This window comes from Streptomyces sp. T39 (assembly GCF_008042045.1).
In the GTDB taxonomy this organism is placed as follows: Bacteria; Actinomycetota; Actinomycetes; order Streptomycetales; family Streptomycetaceae; genus Streptomyces.
The window spans coordinates 1-22,246 of record NZ_RDBP01000037.1; the positions used below are offsets into that span (position 1 = coordinate 1).

The 22,246-nt window shown below is 75.4% G+C and carries 19 protein-coding genes and 2 pseudogenes; 10 read left to right on the top strand and 11 right to left on the bottom strand.

What is annotated here, in order from left to right; genetic code table 11:
* Together EAO77_RS22495 and EAO77_RS22500 are read right to left on the bottom strand one after the other, a co-directional pair.
* A pseudogene (locus EAO77_RS22495) lies at positions 1–234 on the bottom strand (alkaline phosphatase D family protein); the annotation flags it as partial.
* A gap of 17 nt (positions 235–251) precedes the next feature.
* A complete protein-coding gene (locus EAO77_RS22500; protein WP_147990115.1) occupies positions 252–1,301 on the bottom strand; it encodes a Gfo/Idh/MocA family protein in 1,050 nt (349 codons plus the stop codon).
* A gap of 131 nt (positions 1,302–1,432) precedes the next feature.
* On the opposite strand from EAO77_RS22500, the gene EAO77_RS22505 reads away from it, so the two are divergent.
* A complete protein-coding gene (locus tag EAO77_RS22505; RefSeq protein ID WP_147990116.1) occupies positions 1,433–2,749 on the top strand; it encodes a multidrug effflux MFS transporter in 1,317 nt (438 codons plus the stop codon).
* Between the two features lie 147 nt (positions 2,750–2,896).
* On the opposite strand, the gene EAO77_RS22510 is transcribed toward EAO77_RS22505, so the two are convergent.
* Together EAO77_RS22510 and EAO77_RS22515 are read right to left on the bottom strand one after the other, a co-directional pair.
* Positions 2,897–4,207: a hypothetical protein gene (locus tag EAO77_RS22510; RefSeq protein ID WP_147990117.1), complete on the bottom strand. Its 1,311-nt coding sequence runs from the start codon at positions 4,205–4,207 to the stop codon at positions 2,897–2,899.
* A gap of 136 nt (positions 4,208–4,343) precedes the next feature.
* Positions 4,344–4,808, bottom strand: a complete 465-nt coding sequence (locus tag EAO77_RS22515) for a GNAT family N-acetyltransferase (protein WP_147990118.1) — start codon at positions 4,806–4,808, stop codon at positions 4,344–4,346.
* 110 nt (positions 4,809–4,918) lie between these two features.
* On the opposite strand from EAO77_RS22515, the gene EAO77_RS22520 reads away from it, so the two are divergent.
* The 3 genes from EAO77_RS22520 to EAO77_RS22530 all read left to right on the top strand — a co-directional run bounded on the left by EAO77_RS22520 (position 4,919) and on the right by EAO77_RS22530 (position 7,739).
* Entirely contained in the window at positions 4,919–5,923 is a 1,005-nt protein-coding gene (locus tag EAO77_RS22520; RefSeq protein WP_147990119.1) for a small ribosomal subunit Rsm22 family protein, read from the top strand.
* Positions 5,924–6,060: 137 nt separating this feature from the next.
* Entirely contained in the window at positions 6,061–6,693 is a 633-nt protein-coding gene (locus EAO77_RS22525) for a TetR/AcrR family transcriptional regulator (RefSeq protein ID WP_147990120.1), read from the top strand.
* Between the two features lie 269 nt (positions 6,694–6,962).
* Positions 6,963–7,739 carry a bifunctional DNA primase/polymerase gene (locus tag EAO77_RS22530; protein ID WP_147990121.1) on the top strand — a complete coding sequence of 259 codons (777 nt, stop codon included), beginning with the start codon at positions 6,963–6,965 and terminating at the stop codon, positions 7,737–7,739.
* Between the two features lie 34 nt (positions 7,740–7,773).
* Here EAO77_RS22530 and EAO77_RS22535 read toward each other — a convergent pair whose 3' ends face one another.
* Both EAO77_RS22535 and EAO77_RS22540 read right to left on the bottom strand, forming a co-directional pair.
* Positions 7,774–8,760, bottom strand: coding sequence for a hypothetical protein (locus EAO77_RS22535; RefSeq protein ID WP_147990122.1), 987 nt, complete (start codon positions 8,758–8,760; stop codon positions 7,774–7,776).
* 161 nt (positions 8,761–8,921) lie between these two features.
* Positions 8,922–9,758: a heme ABC transporter ATP-binding protein gene (locus EAO77_RS22540; RefSeq protein WP_147990123.1), complete on the bottom strand. Its 837-nt coding sequence runs from the start codon at positions 9,756–9,758 to the stop codon at positions 8,922–8,924.
* A 126-nt stretch (positions 9,759–9,884) separates the two neighbouring features.
* Here EAO77_RS22540 and EAO77_RS22545 point away from each other — a divergent pair, with 126 nt between their 5' ends.
* Together EAO77_RS22545 and EAO77_RS22550 are read left to right on the top strand one after the other, a co-directional pair.
* Positions 9,885–11,441 carry an HtaA domain-containing protein gene (locus tag EAO77_RS22545; RefSeq protein ID WP_147990124.1) on the top strand — a complete coding sequence of 519 codons (1,557 nt, stop codon included), beginning with the start codon at positions 9,885–9,887 and terminating at the stop codon, positions 11,439–11,441.
* A gap of 148 nt (positions 11,442–11,589) precedes the next feature.
* Positions 11,590–12,378 carry a PhzF family phenazine biosynthesis protein gene (locus tag EAO77_RS22550; RefSeq protein ID WP_147990125.1) on the top strand — a complete coding sequence of 263 codons (789 nt, stop codon included), beginning with the start codon at positions 11,590–11,592 and terminating at the stop codon, positions 12,376–12,378.
* Between the two features lie 106 nt (positions 12,379–12,484).
* On the opposite strand, the gene EAO77_RS22555 is transcribed toward EAO77_RS22550, so the two are convergent.
* Positions 12,485–13,180 carry a heme oxygenase (biliverdin-producing) gene (locus EAO77_RS22555; RefSeq protein WP_147990126.1) on the bottom strand — a complete coding sequence of 232 codons (696 nt, stop codon included), beginning with the start codon at positions 13,178–13,180 and terminating at the stop codon, positions 12,485–12,487.
* A 93-nt stretch (positions 13,181–13,273) separates the two neighbouring features.
* Positions 13,274–14,131 (bottom strand): type I methionyl aminopeptidase, encoded by an 858-nt coding sequence (gene map / locus EAO77_RS22560; RefSeq protein ID WP_147990127.1) that lies wholly within the window; start codon positions 14,129–14,131, stop codon positions 13,274–13,276.
* 107 nt (positions 14,132–14,238) lie between these two features.
* Here map and EAO77_RS22565 point away from each other — a divergent pair, with 107 nt between their 5' ends.
* Positions 14,239–14,463 (top strand): hypothetical protein, encoded by a 225-nt coding sequence (locus tag EAO77_RS22565; RefSeq protein WP_147990128.1) that lies wholly within the window; start codon positions 14,239–14,241, stop codon positions 14,461–14,463.
* 60 nt (positions 14,464–14,523) lie between these two features.
* Here the strand turns inward: EAO77_RS22565 and EAO77_RS22570 are convergent, their stop codons facing one another.
* Together EAO77_RS22570 and EAO77_RS22575 are read right to left on the bottom strand one after the other, a co-directional pair.
* A complete protein-coding gene (locus EAO77_RS22570; protein ID WP_147990129.1) occupies positions 14,524–15,858 on the bottom strand; it encodes an MFS transporter in 1,335 nt (444 codons plus the stop codon).
* 91 nt (positions 15,859–15,949) lie between these two features.
* A complete protein-coding gene (locus EAO77_RS22575; protein ID WP_147990130.1) occupies positions 15,950–16,558 on the bottom strand; it encodes a hypothetical protein in 609 nt (202 codons plus the stop codon).
* 118 nt (positions 16,559–16,676) lie between these two features.
* Here EAO77_RS22575 and npdG point away from each other — a divergent pair, with 118 nt between their 5' ends.
* Positions 16,677–17,390 carry an NADPH-dependent F420 reductase gene (npdG, locus tag EAO77_RS22580; protein WP_147990131.1) on the top strand — a complete coding sequence of 238 codons (714 nt, stop codon included), beginning with the start codon at positions 16,677–16,679 and terminating at the stop codon, positions 17,388–17,390.
* 106 nt (positions 17,391–17,496) lie between these two features.
* A complete protein-coding gene (locus EAO77_RS22585; RefSeq protein ID WP_147990132.1) occupies positions 17,497–17,685 on the top strand; it encodes a hypothetical protein in 189 nt (62 codons plus the stop codon).
* Positions 17,686–17,723: 38 nt separating this feature from the next.
* Here EAO77_RS22585 and EAO77_RS22590 read toward each other — a convergent pair whose 3' ends face one another.
* Positions 17,724–18,521: a site-2 protease family protein gene (locus tag EAO77_RS22590; RefSeq protein WP_147990133.1), complete on the bottom strand. Its 798-nt coding sequence runs from the start codon at positions 18,519–18,521 to the stop codon at positions 17,724–17,726.
* A 211-nt stretch (positions 18,522–18,732) separates the two neighbouring features.
* Here EAO77_RS22590 and EAO77_RS22595 point away from each other — a divergent pair.
* Positions 18,733–22,245 (top strand): annotated as a pseudogene (locus EAO77_RS22595) (AfsR/SARP family transcriptional regulator).
* The last annotated feature ends 1 nt before the right edge of the window (position 22,246 follow it).

The window sequence follows — 22,246 nt, forward strand, 5'->3', positions numbered from 1 at the left end:
CCCGGGGACGTGGGCCTTGTCGCCGTACGCCTGGTCCGAGCGGTACTGCCGGGTGTCGAGCACGTCGAACTGCGCGAGGCGGCCGAAGTGGAGGCGGCGGTGGAGCCGCATGTCGGGGCCGGTGGGCCGCTGCGGCGTCCGCAGCGGCTGGTTCTCCCAGTAGGCGCGGTAGGCCGCCGCCCGGCGCAGCAGGAACTCCTCCGGCGGCACGTCGTTCTCGGGGGTCCCGCCCGCCCCCGCACCGGGACGGGTCAGGCGCCGGCGGTCTCGCCCGGGAAGCGGACGCCGATCCGCTCGCGCACCGCGTCGAGCGTCCGCATCACCGCCAGCGTGCCGTCCAGCGGCACCAGCGGCGACTCGGTCTCGCCCGCCCGCAGCGCACGGATCACCTCCGCCGCCTCGTGCTCCAGGGAGTCGCGCCGTCCGTCGAAACGGAACTCCTCCGGCTCCGCGCCCGAGCGGTGGAGCACGAAGCGCTCCGGGAAGAAGAAGCCGTCCGGGACGTCGATCCGCCCCTCGGTGCCCGTCACCGAAGCGGTCACCGGGGTGCCCGCGGTGATCGAGCAGCTGAGCAGCGCGGTGGCGCCGCCGTCCCAGCCCAGCAGCATCCCGGTGTTGAGGTCGACGCCCTCCTCGGACAGCAGCGCGTCCGCCTGGACGCGGTCGGGTTCACCGAGCAGCAGCTGCGCGAAGGAGACCGGGTAGACGCCGAGGTCGAGCAGCGCGCCGCCGCCGAGCGCGGGGTCGCGCAGCCGGTGGTCCGGGTCGAACGGGCCGGCCAGGCCGAAGTCCGCCTGCACGGTGCGGACCTCGCCGACCGCGCCGTCGCGCACCAGGGAGGCGATCTTCCGGACGGCCGGGTGGCAGTACATCCACATGGCCTCCATCAGGAAGGTGCCACCGGAGCGGGCCAGGGCGACGAGCTCGGCCGCCTCGGCCGCGTTCAGGGTGAACGGCTTCTCGCACAGCACCGGCTTCCCGGCCTCCAGGCAGAGGCCGGCCGCGGCCCGGTGGGCCGAGTGCGGGGTCGCCACGTAGACCACGTCGACGTCCTCGTCGGCGGCGAGGGCGGCCCAGTCGCCGTAGGCGCGGCCTATGCCGTGACGGTCCGCGAAGGTCTTCGCGGACGCCTCGCTGCGCCCCGCGACCGCGACCACCTCCGCGTCCGGCATCGCGAGCAGGTCCTCGGTGAACCGGGCCGCCATCCCGCCGGTCGCCAGCACCCCCCAGCGCACCGGGCGGTCCGCCGGCAGGGACGCGGACCGGGGTGCCGCGGTCTTCGGTCGCACGGTGTCGTTCATCGCGAGAGCCCCCAGAGGCGAAGGCGTCGCGGCGGCACGTGACGGCGTCACGGCGGCGACGACGCCAGATGGATTCGATCAAGCGGACGAGCTGAGATCATAGTTGTTGAAACCAGGAACAGGAGCTGTCGATGCCGGAAAGCGGCCAGCGCAAGCAAGGACCCGCCCCTCGGGCCGTCTCCCCGGTCGACCCCCCGGCCCTCCCGCAGGCACCGCCCGCCACCGGCCCCGTGCGGGCCGCGCGCCGGGCCGGACTGCTGGTCACCCTGGTCCTCGGCGGTCTCACCGCCATGCCGCCGCTCTCCATGGACATGTACCTCCCGGCCCTGCCCGCGGTGACCGACTCGCTGAGCGCACCCGCCGCCACCGTGCAGCTCACGCTCACCGCGTGCCTCGCGGGCATGGCGCTCGGCCAGCTCGTCGTCGGACCGATGAGCGACCGGTGGGGGCGGCGCAGGCCGCTCCTCGCGGGCATGGCCGTCTACGTCGTCGCCACCGCGCTGTGCGCCTTCGCCCCGAGCGTCGAACTGCTCATCGCCTTCCGTCTGCTCCAGGGCCTGGCCGGCGCCGCCGGCATCGTGATCGCCCGCGCCATGGTCCGCGACCTGTACGACGGCGTGGAGATGGCGCGCTTCTTCTCGACGCTGATGCTGATATCCGGGGCCGCGCCGGTCGTCGCCCCGCTGATCGGCGGGCAGGTGCTGCGGATCACCGACTGGCGCGGCATCTTCGTCGTGCTGACGGCCGTCGGCATCCTGCTCACCCTGGTCGTCGTGAAGTGGCTCGGCGAGACCCTGCCGGCCGACAGGCGCCACTCGGGCGGTGTCCGCGAGGCGCTGCACACCATGCGGACGCTGCTCGCCGACCGGGTGTTCACCGGCTACATGCTGGCGGGCGGGCTCGCCTTCGCCGCGCTCTTCGCGTACATCTCGGCCTCGCCGTTCGTGGTGCAGGAGATCTACGGCGCCTCGCCCCAGACGTTCAGCCTGCTCTTCGGCGTCAACTCCATCGGGCTGATCGTGGTCGGCCAGATCAACGGCAAGGTGCTGGTCGGCCGGGTCAGTCTCGACAAGGCGCTCGGCGTCGGCCTGACGGTGATCGCCCTCGCGGCGACCGCGCTGCTGCTGATGACGGCCGGGGTCTTCGGCGACGTCGGTCTGTTCCCCGTGGCCGCCGGGCTGTTCGTGCTGATGTCGGCGATGGGCCTGGCCATGCCGAACACCAACGCGATGGCGCTGCTGCGGACCCCGCACGCGGCCGGGTCGGCGTCCGCGCTGCTCGGCACGTCCTCCTTCCTCATCGGCGCCGTCGCCTCGCCCCTGGTGGGCATCGCCGGGGAGCGGACGGCCGTCCCGATGGCGGTGGTGCAGCTCGTGTGCGCCCTGGCCGCGCTGGCCTGCTTCGTGGGGCTGTGCCGGCCCTGGCAGCACAAGCAGCGGATCATCTGAGGCGGATCCCGCCGCCCGCCGGGGCCGCTGCCCCGTGGCGCGGCGGGCCGGTGAGCCCGTTGTGCGGACCGGGGGGCCCGTGGTGCGGCGGGCCGGTGAGCCCGTTGTGCGGACCGGGGGGCCCGTGGTGCGGCGGGCCGGTGCGGGTCAGGTGCGGCGGGGGTGGCCCAGCAGGTGCCGCCGGTCCTGCGGGTCCGTCCAGAGGAACAGCCCGGTGTCCGAGATCTCCGCGTCCGGCACCCGCACATGGGCGGGCAGCGGCTCGGGCTCGGCCAGCGCCAGATCCACCGCGAGCGGCCGGCCCGTCCCGGGCACCGTCCCCGACGAGCCGTACGCCATGCCCTCGTCGGTCACGGTGGTGAGCGTGAGCGCCGGGGTGCCGTCCTCCCGCTCGTAGCAGCGGCCCTTGCCGAGGCTCAGGTCGAACGCCAGGCTGCCCGCGACGAGATGGCCGCCCGCGGGCGAGCGCACCGCCTCGGGGAAGGCCCCCGGCTCGATCTCCGGCTTGTGGCAGCGGACCGCCACCAGCGCCTTGCCCGACGCCGCGTCGTGCACCGCCCAGATGTCGTGGGTGGCGGCCTGCCTGTCCTTGCGCGCGGGCTGCCAGCGGGCCAGCACGTAGCCGTCGGTCACGGACACCGGGACCCCGGAGGCGGCGTCCGCGCCGCGCGGGGCGACGGAGGCGCTCGACCAGCCGTCGCGCACCCAGAAGCCGGGGGACCCGCTCACCAGCAGCCCCTTGTCGGTGACTCCGCGGACCTCGGTGAGCCGCCGGCAGCCCGCGCACCCGCGGGGCGGGCGCAGGTCCTTCGGGGCGACGGTGGACACCGCGCCGGTCAGCGGGTCCACCACCGCGCTGCGGGTGCCGCCGTCGGTGATCAGCACGCCGGGCCCGGTGGCGGACACGGTCGGCGGGGCGGGCCAGGGGACCTCGACCCGCTGACGGGCTCCGTCGGTCGCCGCGTACAGGTCGACGACGACGGCCGTGCCGGCTGCCCCGCCCGGGCCGCCGGACCTGCCGAACGACCAGACGGCGAAGTACTCCACGCCGTCCCGGGTGACGTCCAGCAGCCGGGGCCGCCCCGAGGGGGCGCCGGCGTGCCGCGAGGCGGGGCCCGCCCAGCCGCGCCTGCCGGTCGCCGCGTCCAGGGTGCGCAGCCGGTAGCGGTCCGCCCCGGCGGCCTCCAGGTACGCGACGGTGCCGAGCCCGTCGGCGACGGCGTAGTCCCCGACGACGCCCTGTGCCTCCCAGCCTCGGGAGGTGTCGTAGGCGGCCGGGGCGCTGACGGGGGCCGGGGTGCCGGAGGCGGAGGCCGTGGGTGGCGGGGCGGCGGTGCCCCGGCGCTCGCCGTCGCCGTCGTCGGCCGTGCCCCCTCCGCCGCACATGGACAGCAGGAGCAGCATCGCGAGCACGACCACCCCGCCCACCAGGGCGAGGCGCACCACGCGCTGTCTCATGGTCCCCCCAGAGCCGTGCTGCCTCACTGTGTGTGTGCGGCGAGGGCCGTCAGCGTAGCAACAGGCCCGGCGGCGGGGGCGGTTGAACGCCGGGAGCGGCGGGGGCGGCCCCGGGTGCCCCGGGGCGCAGGCGCCGTCAGCCGGCCGCCTCGGGGGCGGCGCCGGCCGCGGGAGGCCCGCCCATGACGCGGTACATGCCGATCGAGTCGTGCGCGGCGGTGTCGGCGAAGCCGAACTTCTCGTAGAGGAAGCGCGCGGGACCGTCCGCGATCAGCGAGACATAGGCGGTGGCCGGTGCGCGGCGCTCGAGTTCCGCGGTGAGCGCGGCCATGACGCGGTGGCCGAGACCGCGTCCCTGGTGCGCCGGGTGCACGCAGATGTCGACGATCTGGAAGGCGGTGCCGCCGTCCCCGATGACCCGGCCCATGCCGACGGGCTCGCCGTGGTGCCGCAGGACCACGCCGTACCAGGTGTTGCGCAGGGCGGGGGCGACGGCCTCGGGGGCCTTGTCCGAGAGCCCGGCGTCGGTGCGCAACCGCCGGAACACCTCGACGGAGGGCACACCCGCCACGAGATCGTAAGGGTCTTCGATGGTCTCCATGTATTACACCCTAGCCGCCCGGGCGGGGTGCGGGCCATGCCTCCGGGCAGGGCGCGGACCACGTGTCCGGGCGGTGCGGGAGCCCTGTCGCCGCGCACTACACTTCTCCGGTGAACGCCTCCGCCCCCATCGCCGAGACCCTCCGCGGCACGCTCGCCGGGCTGCTGGACGGGCTGCCGCCCACCCGGGCCGCGCAGGCCGTCGAACGGCTGATCGCGAGCTACCGGGGCACCACCCCGACCGACGCGCCGGTGCTCCGTGACCGGTCCGACGTCGTCGCCTACGCCGCCTACCGGATGCCCGCGACCTTCGAGGCCGTCCGCTCCGCGCTGGCCGCCCTGTGCGCCGCCGCTCCCGGCTGGTCGCCCGCCACCCACACCGACGTCGGCGGGGGCACGGGCGCGGCGAGCTGGGCGGTGGCCGACGCCTTCGGCGCACCGCCCGCGACGACCGTGCTGGACTGGGCCGAGCCCGCCCTGGCGCTCGGCCGCGAGCTGGCCCTCGCCTCCAAGGTCCCGTCGCTGGGCGCGGTCGACTGGCGGCGCGCACGGATCGGTTCGGCGCTCCGGATCGAGAGCACCGATCTCGTGACGGTGTCGTACGTGCTCAAGGAGCTCACCCCCGCCGACCGCTCCGCCCTGGTCGCCGAGGCCGCCCGGGCCGCGCAGGCCGTCGTGGTCGTCGAGCCCGGCACCCCCGACGGGTACGAGCGGATCATCGCGGCCCGCGACGCACTCGTCGCCGCCGGGCTCACCGTCGCCGCCCCCTGCCCCCACAGCGGTGCCTGCCCCATCGAGCCCGGCTCCGACTGGTGCCACTTCTCCGCCCGGGTGTCCCGCTCCTCCCTGCACCGGCAGATCAAGCAGGGGTCGCTGGCCTACGAGGACGAGAAGTTCAGCTACGTCGCCGCCGTCCGCTTCCCCGTCGGGCCCGCGGCCGCCCGGGTCACCCGCAGGCCCCAGATCCGCAAGGGCATGGTGCTCCTCGACCTGTGCGCGGAGACCGGCGGGCTGCGCCGCGAGACGGTGACCAAGCGCCACGGCGGCCTCTACCGCGCCGCGCGCGACACCGCGTGGGGCGACGCCTGGCCGCCGCCCGCCGAGGACGCCGACTGATCCGGGGGACGTGGCGTCCGGGGGTTGCCGCGGACGCGCACACGTCCCCGGCGCGTGGGTGCCGGGGACGGCCCCGGACGTCTCGCGCCGGGGACGGCCCGAGACGTCTCGTCTCCCCGATTGCTAGATTGGCCGCCATGACCGAGGCCAAGGCACCCGACTCCTCGCGGCGCAGCGAACGCTCCCGCCGTGCGATCTACGACGCCGCGCTCGCCCTCGTCGGCGAGACCGGCTACAGCCGCACGACCATCGAGGGCATCGCGTCCCGCGCGGGCGTCGGCAAGCAGACCATCTACCGCTGGTGGCCCTCGAAGGCGGCCGTCCTGATGGAGGCCTTCCTCGACCTCGCCGCGCAGGCGGCCGAGGCCGCCGGGGGCGGACCGGGGGACACGTCCGAGTACGCCATCCCGGACACCGGCGACCTCCGGTCCGACCTGCGCCTGGTGCTGCGCGCCACCGTCGACGAGATGAACAGCCCCGTGTACGACGCCCCCGCCCGTGCGCTCGCCGCCGAGGGCGTGATCGACGCCGAGCTCGGGGCGCAGTTCGTCGAGAAGCTCCTCGAACCGCAGCTCCGGCTCTACGCCGACCGGCTGCGCGCCGCCGAGGCCGCCGGGCAGGTCCGGGCCGGCCTGGACCCGCGCATCGCCCTGGAGCTCTTCGTCGGACCGCTCACCCACCGCTGGCTGCTGCGCACCCTGCCGCTCACCCACGCCTACGCGGACACGATCGTCGACTACGCGGTCGACGGCCTCGCCCCCCGCGGCTGACCACCGGGGCCGACCACCGGGGCCGGAGACCCTCCCACCGCTGCCCGCACCCTTGCCGGGACCGCCCTCCCGCGGCGTCCCCGCGAGCCCCGCGCCGGGCCCCTCGCGGCCCGGCGCGCCCCCTGCGCCGAGCCGCTGCCGCCGTGCGCCCCCGCGCGCCGGGAACAGAAGGCCCGGGGCCCCGGTTGGGGACTGTGTCCACCGGCAGCGCAGGATGGTGGGACGATGGCAGAGTCCGGCACGGGCGAGCACGAGGTGTGAGGGGATAGATGGGCGACGGTATCGGCCGCTTCCGCGGCACGGACGGCAGGACCTCCGGGGAGAGCAGGCTGGCCCAGTGGCTGCGCCGCCGGACCGGGACCGCGGACACGCAGGCGGAGGACTCGCGGCGCGAGGATCTGCTGCTGGCCGCGGCTGCCGTCGGACTGCCGCTGGCCCCCGCCGCGCACCCGGTCGGATTCCGCTGTTCCTGCGAGCGCATCGGCTGTCCGACGCCCGCCACGCATCCGCTGTCGTTCGCCTGGCAGACGCAGTCGACCACCGACCGCGGCCAGATCGAGCGCTGGGCCCGCAACCAGCCCGAGGCCAATTTCATCACCGCGACCGGCATGATCCACGACGTCCTGGACGTTCCGCTGGAGGCCGGTCGCAGTGCTCTGGACCGGCTGCTGGAGCGCGGCGTGGACGTCGGCCCCGTCGCCGAGTACGACGCCACCGGCGACCAGGCGCGGATGCTGTTCTTCACCGCGACCCGCGGCACCCCGGAGGACGAGGACGAGTGGTGGCCCTGCGAGCTGGACTGCCACCCCGAGACCATGGACGAGCACCCCGGCCTGCGCTGGCACTGCCGGGGCAGCTACGTCCTCGTCCCGCCGGCCCGGCTGCCGGGTGACGGCGACCGGCACGTCGAGTGGGTACGGGGCGTCGAGCACCCGCTGCCGGACCCGCTGACCCTGCTGGAGACGCTGACCGACGCGTGCGCCCGCTACGCCGACGAGCGGCAGGACACCGACCACCACCGGGCCGCCTGGCCGCTGGGCCGCTGAGCCCGGCCGGGGGCGAGGACCCGGGGCTGAAGAGCTAGGAGCCCTTGGCCGAGGTGAGCCCGGCCATCCTGCCGAGTATGTCGGACTGCCCGCCGCCGCCCGTCGGGATCGACACCAGCTGGCTGGAGACCCGCTCCTTGGTGAGGGTGGTCTTCACCTCACCGGTGAGCAGCGCCTTCACGTCGGGGACGACCTTCAGCTGCACGCCCGGCGCGGCGGTCTGGCGTTCGAAGTTCTTCACCGCGAAGAAGACCAGCGCTCCGCCGTCCTGCTGGACGAGTCCCAGCGGAGCGAAGGAGCCCGAGTCCAGCGCGTGGTCGATGTACTGGGTGGACAGGCCGGGCAGCGAGGTGTTCTTCGCCCGGGTCTGCCGCCAACCCGTGGTGTGCGGGCCCGCCTTGAAGTGCTCCGGGCTCCCGTTCTGGAGGTAGGCGGCGTAGTCCTTGCTCAGGTCGCGGGGCGCGACGGCGAGCGCCGCGTCGTCCGGGGCGACGGCCTGCGCGTAGCCGTCCCCGTCCCGCTTGAACTCGGGGATCCGGTCCGGGGCGACGATCGTCAGGTAGGCGGCCTTCCACGTGTCCTCGACGCTCGCGCGGACGAACACCAGCAGCCAGCGGTTGTCCAGCTGGCCGCTGTTGTCCCGGTCGCGGTTGGAGTCGGTGTCGGCGAGGAACCAGCGCGGCCAGCCCGCCTTCCTGGGGATGACGAACTCGGCGTCCGTCAGCTCCAGCGGCACGTGCTGCGGGTTGCCGTCGGGGTAGTTGGTCTGCCGTGCCTTCAGCCCGGCCTGGTTGACGGCCCCGAGGGCGCCGGTGACATGGTCGGCGTCGAGGGCCGGATCGTACGCCTTGTCGGCCTCGTTGTACGCGGCCGTGAACGCCTTCAGCGCCTCGGCGGCCTCCGCCTCGGTCGCCGTCGGGACGACCTCCCGCTCCCCGTGCACGGTCACGCACGCGCTCGCCGTCAGGGACAGCACCACTGTCGCCGCGAGCCCCGCCGCCGCCCGACCCAGCCTTCTCATCGGTTGCCTTCTGCTCCTCGCCCCGCACTGACCGTTGGAACCCTACCGGTGCCCGGGGCGGGCCGGGTGCCGGGACCGGCCACAGCGTCCACACCGTGACCTGACGGGCACGGCGGCTCCGTACGGGTGTGCGGGGGTGCGGCGGCGGTCCGCCGCCGCGCTCAGGGGGAGCGCAGCGGCAGGACCAGCGGGACCCCGGTCCGCGGGTGCGGCAGGACCTCGACGGGCTGCCGGTAGACGCGCTCCAGCAGCCCCGGGTGCAGGACCTCGGCGGGCGGACCGTCGGCGGCGACCCGGCCGTCGTGGAGCACCGCGATCCGGTCGGCGCAGGCCGCCGCGAGGGAGAGGTCGTGCAGCACGACGACCACGGCGTCCCCGGCATCGGCCCGTTCCCGGCAGATGCGCAGCACCAGTTCCTGGTGACGCAGGTCGAGCGCGGCGGTCGGCTCGTCGAGCAGCAGCAGCCGCACCCGCTGGGCCAGCACCCGGGCCAGCGCCACGCGCGCCCGCTCGCCGCCGGAGAGCGCGGAGAACGTCCGCCCGGCGAACTCCGCCACCTCGGTGGCCGCCATGGCCGCCCCGACGGCGTCGTCGTCCTCGGCCTCCGCCGGCGTGCCGTGCCACGGCGCGCGGCCCATCCGGACGACGTCGGCCACCCCGAAGGGGAAGGAGAGGTTCGCCGACTGCGGCAGTACGGCCCGCCGCAGGGCGAGTTCGGCGGGGGACCAGTCGCGGGCGTCCCGGCCGGCGATCCGCACCGTGCCGTCGGCGGCCGGCTCGTCGCCGGCCAGCGCCGACAACAGGGTGGACTTGCCCGCACCGTTGGGGCCGACGAGCGCGAGCACCTCGCCCGCGCGCACGGCGAGCGACGCGCCGCGCAGCACCGGCCGGCCGCCGAGCGACAGCCGTACGCCGTCCGCCTCGGCCGCGGCCTCGGCGCTCTCGCCGGGCTCCGGCAGTTCGCGGGCCCGGCGGCGGGAGAAGGGGAGTGTCAGCATGCGGGCCTTCCCTCGGGCGGGGTCGTGGTCGCGGCGGGGTGGGCCGACCGGATCGCGGTGCTCCACGACGGCCGGGTCGCCGCCGACGGTCCGCCCGCCGAGGTCTCCCTGAGGAGACCCCCGATCATGGCCGTCACACGCCGCCCCAGAACCGTCCTCGCCGCAGCGGTCGCCACCGCCGCCCTCGGGGCCACCGCCTTCGCCGTGCCCGCCCTCGCCGCGGACGCCGCCCCGGCGGCCGCCCCCCAGCTGGAGATCGTCGACGGCAGCCTGGTGTGGGGCGTCAAGGAGTCGTTCCGCAAGTACCTCGCCGGGCCGATCGCCCAGGGCAGGATCACCGTGTCGGAAGGCGCCCGGCAGGCCGAGGGCAACGGCCTGTTCACCTTCGCCGGCGGCAAGGGCACGTACGACACCGCCACCCATGCCTCGAACACCGGCTTCGCGGGCGCGGTCCGCTTCGAGGGCCACCACGGCGTGCTCGACTTCACGCTGAGCGACATCAAGGTGGGCACCGGCCGCACCGCCGGCACCATCACCGCCGACGTCAAGGGCAACAACAACGGAACCCCGTCCCAGAAGGACGACGTGGTGATCGCCGACCTCGACCTGACCGGCATCCGTCCCGGCCAGGGTGACGGCGGCGCGATGGTCTTCGCGAACATCCCCGCCACGCTCACCGCCGACGGCTCGGCCGCGTTCGCCGGGTTCTACCCCGCGGGCACGGCGCTCGACCCGGCCACCCTCTCGGTCAAGGCCGCGGCGCCGTCGCCCACCCCGTCGCCCACTCCGCCCCCCGGCCCGTCCCCGGACCCGTCGACGACGCCGCCCACCACTCCGTCGCCCGTTCCGTCCACGACGCCGCCCACCGACCCGTCGCCGGACCCCTCCGTCACTCAGCCGGCCGAGGCGCCCCGGGGCACCATCACCGACGGCAACCTCGACTGGGGCGTCAAGGAGTCCTTCCGCGGATACGTCACCGGGCCGATAGCCAAGGGCAAGGTCGAACTCGCCGCCGGTGCCGCCGCGTCCGGCGCGGGCTACCGGTTCCCCGCGGGCGAGGGCACGTTCGACGCGGACGCGCAGACCCTGTCCGCCGAGTTCGCCGGCGCGGTGCGCTTCCTCGGCCACCAGGAGGCGAGCGGCGCCTACACGCTCGACCTGACCCTCAGCGGACTGGAGGCCGAGGTCGTCAAGGGCCGCGGCACCCTGGTGGCCGACGTGAAGTCCAGGAACCGCGAGACCCACCAGGTGACGACCTGGACCGACCTGGAGATCGCCTCGCTCGACCTCCCGGACGGCGAACTCGCCGCCGCCAAGGGCGTGCTGACCCTGGACGCGCTTCCCGCCGTCCTCACCGCCGAAGGTGCCGAGGCCTTCGCCGGCTTCTACGAGGCCGGCGCCGCGCTCGACCCCGTCACCGTCTCCGTCTCCCTCGACGAGGACGCCGAACTGCCGGGTGGCTCGGCCGGCGGCAACGGCACGGGCGGCTCCACCGGCGGAGGTTCCACCGCGGGCGGTGCCACCACCGGCGGCGGCACCGTCGGCGGCGGCACCGGCGCCCTCGCGAGCACCGGTGCCGGCGCACCCGCCGGCGCCCTGCTGGCCGGCGCGGGCGTGATCGCCGCCGCGGGCGCGGCCGTCGTCGTGGCCGTGCGCCGCCGGAGCGCGGACCCCACCGCCTGACCTGCCGCTTCCCCCGCGCGACGCGCCGCCGCTCCGGGCCGCCCACGGCCCGGAGCGGCGGCTGTGCGCGTCCCGGCACCCCGCCGGGGAGAGAGGAGAAGGGGGACGACGGCGGACGGATGCAGGGGGCGGGTGCTTCAATGCCGGGGTGAACGAACTCGACGTGCTCCAGGTCTTCTGCGCCCCGGACGGCGGTTTCGGCAACGCACTCGGTGTCGTACGCGACCCGCGCCGGTACCCGGGCCAGGCGTCCCGTCAGGCGCTCGCCGACGAACTCGGCTTCAGCGAGACCGTCTTCGTCGACGACCCCGAGCGCGGTGTCGTCGACATCTACACACCGGGCGCACGGCTGCCGTTCGCCGGCCACCCGCTCGTCGGGGCCGCCTGGCTGCTGGACCTGGAGGCGGTCAACCCGCCCGCCGGCGAGGTGTGGGCCCGCAACGACGGGGAGTTCACCTGGATCACCGCCCGCGCCGAATGGGCCCCGCCGCGCACGCTGGAGCGGTACGCCTCACCGGCCGAGGTCGAGGCCCTGCCGGCGCCGCCGCCCGGCGAGGGCTGGCTCTACGCGTGGGCCTGGGAGGACGAGGCGGCGGGCCGGGTGCGGGCGCGGGCCTTCCCCCGCCGGGAGGGCGGTGTCGTCGAGGACGAGGCGACGGGCGCCGCGGCCCTGCTCCTCACCGACCTGCTCGGCCGGGCCCTCAACATCACGCAGGGCCGCGGGTCGCAGATCCTCACCGCGCCCGGCCCCGACGGCATCGTGGAGATCGGGGGCCGGGTCCGGCTCGTCTCCGCGGCCGGCACCGGCGCCCCGGCGCCGGGCCCCGGGCGGGCCGGCGGCCGTGCGGGCTCCCGCATCGCCCCCGTCGAACGCCTCACCCGCTCCCGGCTGCCCCACGCGGTCACCCTGCCCCCGTCACCGGTCCCGGCTCCCTGAGAGCCCGCCTCCCGCGACCTGGCGCGGCGGGGCCGCGGCGCATGGACGGGGCGGGGCGCGGCCGCAGTCCGGCCGCACCCCGCCCCGTCCGCCGCGGGGCGCGGGTTCACGCGCTGAGGGGGAACTCCGCGTCCAGCTCGCGGAAAACGGCCCCGTTGTAGTCGAAGGCGCGCTTGCACTCGTCGACGATCCGCCGGCGCTCCAGCTCGTCCGCCTCCACGGCGTCCAGCAGCTCGCGGTAGAGGCGCTTGAAGGCGGCCGGGTTGGCGATCTCCTCGAAGACGTAGAACCGCACGCCGTCGCCCTTGCGGTCGAAGCCCCAGGTCTTCTCGGCGCGGTCGCGGATGATCTGGCCGCCCGAGAGGTCGCCGAGGTAGCGCGTGTAGTGGTGGGCGACGTACCCGCTGGTCCAGCCCTCGGCGCACTCCGTGACACGGGCCGCGTAAGCGGCGGTCGCCGGGAGCGCGGTGAGACCCGCGCGCCAGTCCGGGCCGCGCAGATGCGCGAGATCGCGCTCCAGGGCCGCCGTCCGCATCAGCTCCGGCCGCACGAACGGGCCGGCGACCGGGTCGTCGCCCAGCGCCGCCGCCGAGTCCTCCAGCGCGCGGTACACGAACCACAGCTGCTCGGTGTAGCGCGCGTACGCCTCCACGCCGAGCCTGCCCCCGAGGAGGTGCGCCATGAAGGGCGAGGTCTCCGCCTCGGTGTGCTGCTCGTGCGAGGCGACACGGATCTGTGTGGAGAAAGGCGTGTCCAAGGCGGACCTCCGGAGCCGGAACGGGACGGGAACTGCTGGGATCATCCCAACTTAGGCTTACCTAAGTCAACTGGTTCCCGACGGCCTGTCGGTAAAAAGGGCCCAGGTGATTCCGCTCCCGGCGCCGCGGCTCTCGCGCTACGGCAGGGTGAGGATGTCCGCGCCCGTGTCCGTCACGACCAGGGTGTGCTCGAACTGGGCCGTGCGCTTGCGGTCCTTGGTGACGACGGTCCAGCCGTCCTCCCACATGTCGTACTCGTGCGTCCCCAGCGTCAGCATCGGCTCGATGGTGAACGTCATGCCCGGCTGCATGACCGTGGTCGCGTGCGCCGCGTCGTAGTGCGGGATGATCAGGCCGGAGTGGAACGACGAGTTGATGCCGTGCCCGGTGAAGTCGCGCACCACTCCGTAGCCGAAGCGCTTGGCGTAGGACTCGATGACCCGGCCGATGACGTTCACCTGCCGGCCCGGCTTCACCGCCTTGATCGCGCGGTTCAGCGACTCCCGCGTGCGCTCCACCAGCAGGCGCGACTCCTCGTCCACGTCGCCGCACAGATAGGTGGCGTTGTTGTCGCCGTGCACCCCGCCGATGTACGCGGTGACGTCGAGGTTCACGATGTCGCCGTCGCGCAGGACCGTGGAGTCCGGGATGCCGTGGCAGATCACCTCGTTGACCGAGGAGCACAGCGACTTGGGGAAGCCGCGGTAGCCGAGCGTCGACGGGTAGGCGCCGTGGTCGCACATGAACTCGTGCGCGACCCGGTCCAGTTCGTCCGTGGTCACCCCGGGGGCGATGTGCTTGGCGGCCTCCTCCATGGCCTGGGCGGCGATGCGCCCGGCGACGCGCATCCGCTCGACGGTGTCGGCGTCCTGGACCTCGGGTCCGGTGTACGGCGCCGGCGCCGGCTTCCCGACGTACTCGGGGCGGCGGATGGAGGCGGGAACGGAGCGGTGGGGGGAGAGCTCCCCCGGTACGAGCAGCGACTGGCCAGACATGCAGCGAGTCTAACCAGGCATCGTGGGGCAGCATGGCCTGAGAAGCCGTTGCCCGGCCCGAGCCCGGTGGGGGACGGACGACGGCTTCCGAGAGGAAGGAGCGGCCGATGGCCCTGTTCAAGAAGCGCACGGTGGGCAAACCGGGCGAGTGGTACTACTGCCTGGAGCACAAGAAGGTCGAGGAGGGGCCGGAGTGCCCGGCGAAGGACCGTTTCGGACCGTACACGTCGCGGCAGGAGGCGCAGCAGGCGATGGAGACGGCCCGTGAACGCAACCTCGAGTGGGAGAACGACCCGCGCTGGCACGACGCGCCCGCGCGCCCCGAGGAGTGAGCGTGCGCTGCGCGGGACGGTGCACCCGTACCCGCGCAGCGCGTCACGGCGCGGCGCGTCTCACCGCTGCGCGGCGGGCTCCTCGCCGGCGGAGTCACCCGCGTTCCCGGCGCCCTCGGCGGCCTTCGCGCCGGCCTGCTGGGCGCGCCGCCGCAGGGCGTCCTCGTCCGTCAGCGCGTCGTAGGTGACCAGCTTCGGCAGCGTGGCCGCCAGCAGCCCCACGGACACCACGCACACCAGGCCGCCGGACCAGATCGCCGGACGGGTACCCGTCCAGCCCGCCATCGCCCCCGCCCGGACCTGGCCCAGCTGCGGGCCGACGCTGTACGAGAGCACCTCGATGCCCGCCAGCCGGCCGCGGAGCTCCTCCGGGATCGTCTGGTTCCAGATGGTCGAGCGGCCGAGCCCGCTGAGCATGTCGCCCGCGCCGGCGAAGGCCAGGCACACCAGGACCAGCCAGACGTTCGAGAACCAGCCCGCGGCGAAGATCGCCAGGCCCCAGCCCGCCGCGCCGAACACCACGAAGAGGCCGTGCCGCCGCACCCGGGACGTCCAGCCGCTGGTCAGGCTGAGCACGACCGAACCGACCGACCCGGCCGCGTACATGAGACCGAGCGACCACTCGGCGTCCAGGTCGTCGGCGAGGAACGGGAAGATCGTGTTGGGGAAGGCGAAGAGCATCGCCGCCAGGTCGATCGCGTACGTCCCCAGCAGCACCGGCCGGCTCCACGCGTAGCGTGCGCCCTCCGCGATGCCGCGCAGCGACGGCTTGTCGGCCCCGTGGGCGGGCGGCGCGGGCGACAGGCGCAGGCACAGGACCACCGAGACGGCGAACCCGGCGATCGTGATCCCGTACGCGGTCGCGTGACCCGCGTACGCGACCACGACACCCGCCAGCGCGGGGCCGGCGATGGCGCCGACCTGCCAGCGCAGCGCGTTGAGCGCGGCGGCGGCCGTCAGCTGGTCGTGGGGCACGATCCGGGCCATCAAGGAGTCCAGGGCGGGGCGCTGGAGCCCGGCGAGGGCGGAGACGCCCGCGGCGACCACGTACAGCGGCCAGAGCATGGGCTCCGGCAGCATCGCGTTCACCAGCAGGATCACGGCGAGCAGGCCGAGTCCGGCCTCCGTGCCGAGGATCATCCGGCGGCGGTCGACGGCGTCGGCGAGCGCACCGCCGTAGAGGCCGAAGACGATCAGCGGCACCAGTTCGACGGCGCCCATCGCTCCGACGGCGAGCGGTGAGTCGGTCAGCTCCTTGATCTGGAGCGGCAGCGCGATCATCGCCATGAAACTGGCGAAGTAGGTGACCAGCCCCTGCACCCACAGCAGCCGGAAATCGGGTGAGGAACGCCATGGCGAGAGGTCGGGCAGCACGGCGGAGAGCTTTGAGGTCACAGAGGGCCATGCTCGGCGCAGACGGTCGTCCGAGGCAACCGAATTTGGCCAAGATCACAGGTAGGGGCGCTGCCGGGGGCGCGGCGCGCGGCTACCAGAGCGCCGAGGGAGGGGCCGTCAGCTGGTCCGCCAGGCGGGAGAGCCGGTCGCGCAGCCGCGGCCGGGCGCCGCCGCGCGGGGCGGGGACGCCGTTCTCCCCGGCCGCCGCGCTCACCAGGTGCTGCACGGTGTCGATGTCGACCTCGCCCGACGCGGGGACGGTCAGCGCCTCGTGCGCCAGGCCGTGCACCTCCGGCTCCCCGCCGTCCACGGCGAGTACCGTCGCCCCGGCCCGCCGGGCGTCGTGGACCCGTTCCAGCAGGTGTCCGCCGGGCAGGCCGGGCGCCACGAGCAGCAGCGTCTCGCCCCGGCCCGCGGCCTCCAGCCGGCCGAGACCCACCGCCAGATGCGCGGGATCGCCGGGCCGCACCCGGTGCCGGACGAGGGTCGGGTTCAGCTCCGGCCGTCCCGACCACGCCGCCTCGTCCACCAGATGGGCCGCCAGGTGCCACGGCTCGTACGCCTCGGTGCCCACCAGCAGCAGCCCGCCGCCGCGCCGCGACAGGGAGGCGCGCAGCGCGCCGGCGAAGTGACGGGTGGCCGCGGGCCACTCGGTCGTGGCGAGGACCTCGCGCAGCAGCGCGACACGTACGGCATCCATGCGGCCCCATGCTGCACCTGCGCCGGGGCCGGGCGGGCACGGTCGCGGCCCGGTCACTCTTTCGGGAGCCCGGCCGGAGCCCTACGGGAGCGACCGGACTCGCCAGTAAGGTCGGGCCATGACTTCCACAGAGAACACGGGAACCGCTGCCAAGGCCCCGGCGAAGGACCCCTGGGACCTCCCCGACGTGTCGGACCTCGTCGTCGGCGTGCTCGGCGGCACCGGGGACCAGGGCCGTGGGCTCGCCTACCGGCTGGCCCGGGCCGGCCAGAAGGTGATCATCGGCTCGCGGGCCGCGGAGCGCGCCGAGTCCGCCGCCGCCGAGCTGGGTCTCGGTGTCGAGGGCGCCGACAACGCCGAGTGCGCCCGCCGCAGCGACGTCGTGATCGTGGCCGTGCCGTGGGACGGGCACGCCAAGACCCTGGAGACGCTCCAGAAGGAGCTCGCCGGGAAGATCGTCGTCGACTGCGTCAACCCGCTCGGGTTCGACAAGAAGGGCGCCTACGCGCTGAAGCCGGAGGAGGGCAGCGCCGCCGAGCAGGCCGCCGCCCTGCTGCCGGACTCCCGGGTCACCGCGGCCTTCCACCACCTGTCGGCGGTGCTGCTCCAGGACCCGTCGATCGACGAGATCGACACCGATGTGATGGTGCTCGGCGAAGCCCGGGCGGACACCGACGTGGTGCAGGCCCTCGCCTCCCGCATCCCCGGCATGCGGGGCGTCTTCGCGGGCCGGCTGCGCAACGCCCACCAGGTCGAGTCGCTCGTCGCCAACCTGATCTCGACGAACCGCCGCTACAAGGCGCACGCCGGGCTCCGCGTCACCGACGTGTAGGCCCCCGGGGGCCTCTCGCGAGGCCGGGGACCTTCTCCCGACCCCGGGGCCTCTCGCGAGGCCGGGAACGGAGCCGTCCGGCGTCCCGTCCCGGGCACCGTCCCCCATGCCCCGCCTCGCTCTCTACTCCCTCGTCGTCTGTGTGCTCGCCGTCGTCGCGGCGGTGGTGTCCTTCTCCCAGGGCATGTGGTTCGGGATCGTGTGGGTGCTGCTCGCCGGTGTGTCGTCGAACATGGCCTGGTACTACCACCGCCGTGCCAGGGCCGAGCGCCAGGCGTCCGCCGGCGCCGCCTGAGCCGCGGCCGCCCGGCCGGCGCGGGCACGGCGGCCGGGTCAGGGCGCCGTGCAGTAGTCGCTGGTGCCCTCCCAGAACATGAACAGGTCCCGGCCGCACCAGATCTCCGCCTCGCGGACCCCGAGCGCGTCCATCACCACGTAGACCGCGTCGAAGAAGGCACCGTTCACCGCCGGGATCCACAGCACGGCGAAGACGGCCAGCAGGCCGAACGGGGCGAACGGCTCCACCTGCCGCCGTAGCCCGTGCGACAGCCACGGCTCGATCACGCCGTAGCCGTCGAGGCCCGGGACCGGCAGGAAGTTCAGGATCGCCGCCGTGACCTGGAGCATCGCGAGGAACGCCAGGGCGAACCGGAACGGCCACGGCACCCCGTCCAGCGCGCCCAGCCAGAACGGGGCCGTGCACACGACGGCGAACAGCACGTTGGTCAGCGGGCCCGCCGCCGAGATCAGGCTGTGCCGCAGGCGCCCCCGGATGCGGTGGCGCTCGATGAAGACCGCGCCGCCCGGCAGGCCGATCCCGCCCATGATCACGAAGATCACGGGGAGCACGATGCTCAGCAGGGCATGGGTGTACTTCAGCGGGTTCAGCGTCAGATAGCCCTTGGCGCCGATGGAGATGTCGCCGCTGTGCAGGGCCGTGCGGGCGTGCGCGTACTCGTGGAGGCAGAGCGAGACGATCCACGCGCCGACCACGAAGAGGAAGACGGCGAGGCCGGGGACGGTGGAGAAGCCCGTCCACACGGCCCAGCCCGACACCGCCGTGACGGCCGTGATCCCGAGGAAGACGGGACTGATCCGTCGGTCGCTGTGACGCCGGGCGGCGAGGGTCATGGGCGCGTCTCCTGAACGGGGCGGGTGTGTGCGGGCCTGACTCGGCGGCGCGGGGGACGGACCGCGAGGGTGACAGGGGGACAACGTGCCCGTCCCCGCGCCGGTTCCTGCCGCCGGCCCACGCCGCTTCCCGGCGTCTGCCCGGCCCGTGGCGTCGGGAACAGGCGTTGCCCGGCCCGTGGCGTCTGCCCGGCCCGTGGCTTCGGGAACAATGGGCGGCGTGCGCTTCAGTCTCCTCGGTACCACCCGGGCCGTCCACGACGACGGCAGCCCCGTCGCCCTCGGCGGCCCCCGGCTGCGCGCCCTGCTGACCGTGCTCGCCCAGCGGGCGGGGCGCACCGTCCCCGTGGCCGTCCTCGTCGACGAGGTGTGGGCCGGCGACCCGCCCGCCGACGCCCCCGCGGCGCTCCAGGCGCTCGTCGGACGCCTTCGGCGGGCCGTCGGGCACGCGGCCGTCGCCTCCGCGGACGGCGGCTACCGGCTCGTCGCCGACGCGGACGACGTGGACCTGCACCGCTTCGAGCGGCTCACCGCACAGGGCGTCCGGGCGCTCGCCGACGGCCACGCCGGCGAGGCCGCGGCCGTCCTCGACGAGGCGCTGGCGCTGTGGCGCGGGCCCGCGCTCGCCGACCTGCCCGACCGCACGGCCGCCGAGGCCCGCTGGGAGTCCCGCCGGCTGGACGCCCGCCGCGCCCGGCTCGGCGCCGCCCTCGCCCTCGGCCGTGCCGGGGAGGCCCTGCCGGAGCTGACCGGACTGTGCGAGGCCCATCCACTGGACGAGTCGCTGCACGCCCTGCGGATCCGTGCCCTGCGGGACACCGGCCGCGGCGCGCAGGCCCTGGCCGCGTACGAGGAGGTGCGGCGCGATCTGGCGGAACGGCTCGGCACGGACCCCGGCCCGGAGCTGACCGCCCTGCACACGGCCCTCCTCCACCCGCCGGCGCCCGCCCCGGCGGAAGCGTCCGCCCCGGCGCCGTCCGCCCCCGGGCCGGCGGTGCCGTCCTCCGGAGCCGGACCCGCCCGGGCGGCGGCCCCGCGGGGCAATCTGAGGGCGCGGCTCACCAGCTTCGTCGGCCGCGACCCCGAACTGCGCGCCCTCACCGCCGATCTGTCCGCCGCCCGGCRCGWGYKGCMRCWCGYGCCGGGCGGGGCGGGCAAGACGCGTCTGTCCCAGGAAGCGGGCGAGGCCCTCGCCGACCACTGGCCGGACGGCGTCTGGTTCGCCGAACTCGCCCCGGTGGAGGACCCGGCCACCGTGCCCGAGGCCGTGCTCACCGCGGTCGGCGGGCGCGGGACGGTGCTGCGGGCCGGCGGCGCCGAGGAACTGCGGGCGGCCGACCGCCACGGCGACGACGCGACGACCCGGCTGGCCGAACACTGCGCCCGCCGCCGGATGCTGCTGCTCCTCGACAACTGCGAGCACGTCGTCGGAGCGGCGGCGGCCCTGACCCAGCGGCTGCTGGAGGAGTGCCCCGGGCTGACCGTGCTGGCGACCAGCCGCGAACCGCTGGGCGTGCCGGGGGAGTCCGTGCGCCCGGTGGACCCGCTGCCCGATCCGATGGCGGTCCGGCTCTTCGCCGAACGCGGCGCCTCCGCGCGGCCCGGCTTCCGTGCCGACGCGGACGAGGAGACGGCGGCGGCGGTCGCCGAGATCTGCCGTCGCCTGGACGGGCTCCCCCTCGCGATCGAACTCGCGGCGGCCCGGCTGCGCATGCTGACGCCACGCCAGATCGCCGACCGTCTCGACGACCGCTTCCGGCTGCTCACGACCGGCAGCCGCACGGTCCTGCCCCGGCAGCAGACCCTGCGCGCGGTCGTCGACTGGTCCTGGGACCTCCTCGCCGACGACGAACGCGCGGTCCTGCGCCGCCTGTCGGTCTTCGCCGGCGGCTGCGACCTGGAGGCGGCGGAGTCCGTCTGCGCCGGGAGCACCGCCGCACCCGCCCGGGGCGGCGCTCCCGCGCACGCCGTCGCCGGGAGCCCCGGGGCGACCGGCCCGGTCCGGGTCGCGGGGGAGCGGAGCGGCCCCGGGGCCGGACGGGACGGTTCGCCGGACGGCGGCTCCGCGATCCCCGCCCGGGGCGGCGCCCTGCGGGCGGCGGACGTCGCGCAGGCCGTCGGGGCGCTGGTGGACAAGTCGCTGGTGGTCGCCGAGCCGGCGGACGACGGGCGCATGCGGTACCGGCTGCTGGAGACCGTGGCCGAGTACGCCGCGGAACGGCTCGACGAGGCGGGCGAGCGGGCCGCGGCGGAGCGGCGGCACCTCGTGCACTACCGCGAACTGGCCCGCACCACCGACCCCGAACTGCGCGGGCACGGCCAGCGGGCCGCCCTCGCCACGCTCCGGCGCGAGTACGAGAACCTGCGGGCCGCCGTCCGCCGCGCCGTCGCCGGCGGCGACGAGCAGGAGGCGATGTGCCTGCTCATCTCCCTGTCCTGGTACTGGCAGATGCGCGACCTGCGCGCCGACGCCCGCCAGTGGACCGCCGGCGTCGCGGCGCTGCACGAGGACCCCTTCGCGGCGCCGCTGCGCCCCGCGCCCCCGCTCACCGCCCGCTGCACCGACGAACCGCCGCCCTTCGCACCGGACATGCTGGCCGAGGCCAGACGGCAGGTCGCGCTGATCCGGATGGTCAGCATGGACTACGGCGCGGAGGACTGGACCGCGCCCGACAAGAGGGAGTGGCTGGGCCGCGTCGTCCAGGTCTACGGCCCCCACCTGCCGCAGGCCTGCCGCTTCCCGGCCTCGCTCTGGTTCTACGCCGTCCTGCTGACCGGTGACGGCGCACGCATCAGCGGCATCCTGGACGAGAGCGTGCGCACCGCCGAGGCCGCGGGCCACGAGTGGGATCTCGCCGTCACGCTCCAGCAGCGCGCCAACCTCCTCGCCAACCGAGCACAGTGGGCGGGGGACGCGCTCCGGGACGCCGACCGCAGCCTGGAGATCTTCGAGCGGGTCGGTGACGCCTGGGGCGTCGCCGAGGCGCTGTCGTCGCGGGCGGAGGCCCACGAGCGGCGGGGCGAGTTCGTGCAGGCCGCGGCGGACTGCCGGGCGGCGATCGCCCATGCGCGCGGGATCGGCGTCGGCGGCCAGGTGGACCTGCTGCGCGCCCGGCTGGCCAACACGCTCGCCGAGAGCGGGCAAACCGGCGAGGCGGAGGCGATCCTGCGCGAGGTCGTCACCGCCGGAGGCGACGCGGCCCACGAGGCCCTGCCCGCGGCCCGTCTCTTCCTCGCGGTGCTGCTGGGCCGCACCGGCCGGACCGACGAGGCCAGGGAGCAGCTGCGGCTGCTGCGCAAGCAGCTCAGCGGGGAGACGCTCGTCCTCTTCCAGGCCATGGTCACCGGCCTGGTGGCCTGGCTGGACCTCCGGGAAGGCCGGGCCGCCGAGGCGCTCGCCGGGGCGCGGGAGGCGCTCGCGACCGCCATGGAATCGCTGTCGATGACCATCGCCCCCCAGCTGCCGGCCATGCATGTGCTCACCGCGGCCGGTGCCCTGACCGCTCTCGGCGGCGAGGCGGCCCGCAGGGGCGCGCTGCTGATCGGCGCGCACGCCGGCCTGCTGCCGCCCGGCCATGTCGCCACCGTCACCGAACGCGAGGACCGGCGCCGCGCCGAGGCGGCCGCCCGCGCCCGGCTCGGCGACGCCTTCGACACCCTGTGCGGAGAGGGCGCCGGCCTCACCCTGGAGGAGGCCGCCGCCCTCGTCCGCGCCCCGCACTGAC

What these genes read in the sequence shown, in the direction of transcription:
- EAO77_RS22525 (WP_147990120.1), top strand. Translation starts at nt 6,061, where the DNA reads ATGACCGAGGCCAAGGCACCCGACTCCTCGCGGCGCAGCGAACGCTCC.
- EAO77_RS22515 (WP_147990118.1), bottom strand. Translation starts at nt 4,808, where the DNA reads ATGGAGACCATCGAAGACCCTTACGATCTCGTGGCGGGTGTGCCCTCC.
- EAO77_RS22505 (WP_147990116.1), top strand. Translation starts at nt 1,433, where the DNA reads ATGCCGGAAAGCGGCCAGCGCAAGCAAGGACCCGCCCCTCGGGCCGTC.
- EAO77_RS22565 (WP_147990128.1), top strand. Translation starts at nt 14,239, where the DNA reads ATGGCCCTGTTCAAGAAGCGCACGGTGGGCAAACCGGGCGAGTGGTAC.
- EAO77_RS22530 (WP_147990121.1), top strand. Translation starts at nt 6,963, where the DNA reads ATGGGCGACGGTATCGGCCGCTTCCGCGGCACGGACGGCAGGACCTCC.
- EAO77_RS22555 (WP_147990126.1), bottom strand. Translation starts at nt 13,180, where the DNA reads ATGATCCCAGCAGTTCCCGTCCCGTTCCGGCTCCGGAGGTCCGCCTTG.
- EAO77_RS22510 (WP_147990117.1), bottom strand. Translation starts at nt 4,207, where the DNA reads ATGAGACAGCGCGTGGTGCGCCTCGCCCTGGTGGGCGGGGTGGTCGTG.
- EAO77_RS22540 (WP_147990123.1), bottom strand. Translation starts at nt 9,758, where the DNA reads ATGCTGACACTCCCCTTCTCCCGCCGCCGGGCCCGCGAACTGCCGGAG.
- EAO77_RS22535 (WP_147990122.1), bottom strand. Translation starts at nt 8,760, where the DNA reads ATGAGAAGGCTGGGTCGGGCGGCGGCGGGGCTCGCGGCGACAGTGGTG.
- EAO77_RS22500 (WP_147990115.1), bottom strand. Translation starts at nt 1,301, where the DNA reads ATGAACGACACCGTGCGACCGAAGACCGCGGCACCCCGGTCCGCGTCC.
- EAO77_RS22545 (WP_147990124.1), top strand. Translation starts at nt 9,885, where the DNA reads ATGGCCGTCACACGCCGCCCCAGAACCGTCCTCGCCGCAGCGGTCGCC.
- EAO77_RS22575 (WP_147990130.1), bottom strand. Translation starts at nt 16,558, where the DNA reads ATGGATGCCGTACGTGTCGCGCTGCTGCGCGAGGTCCTCGCCACGACC.
- map (WP_147990127.1), bottom strand. Translation starts at nt 14,131, where the DNA reads ATGTCTGGCCAGTCGCTGCTCGTACCGGGGGAGCTCTCCCCCCACCGC.
- EAO77_RS22590 (WP_147990133.1), bottom strand. Translation starts at nt 18,521, where the DNA reads ATGACCCTCGCCGCCCGGCGTCACAGCGACCGACGGATCAGTCCCGTC.
- npdG (WP_147990131.1), top strand. Translation starts at nt 16,677, where the DNA reads ATGACTTCCACAGAGAACACGGGAACCGCTGCCAAGGCCCCGGCGAAG.
- EAO77_RS22585 (WP_147990132.1), top strand. Translation starts at nt 17,497, where the DNA reads ATGCCCCGCCTCGCTCTCTACTCCCTCGTCGTCTGTGTGCTCGCCGTC.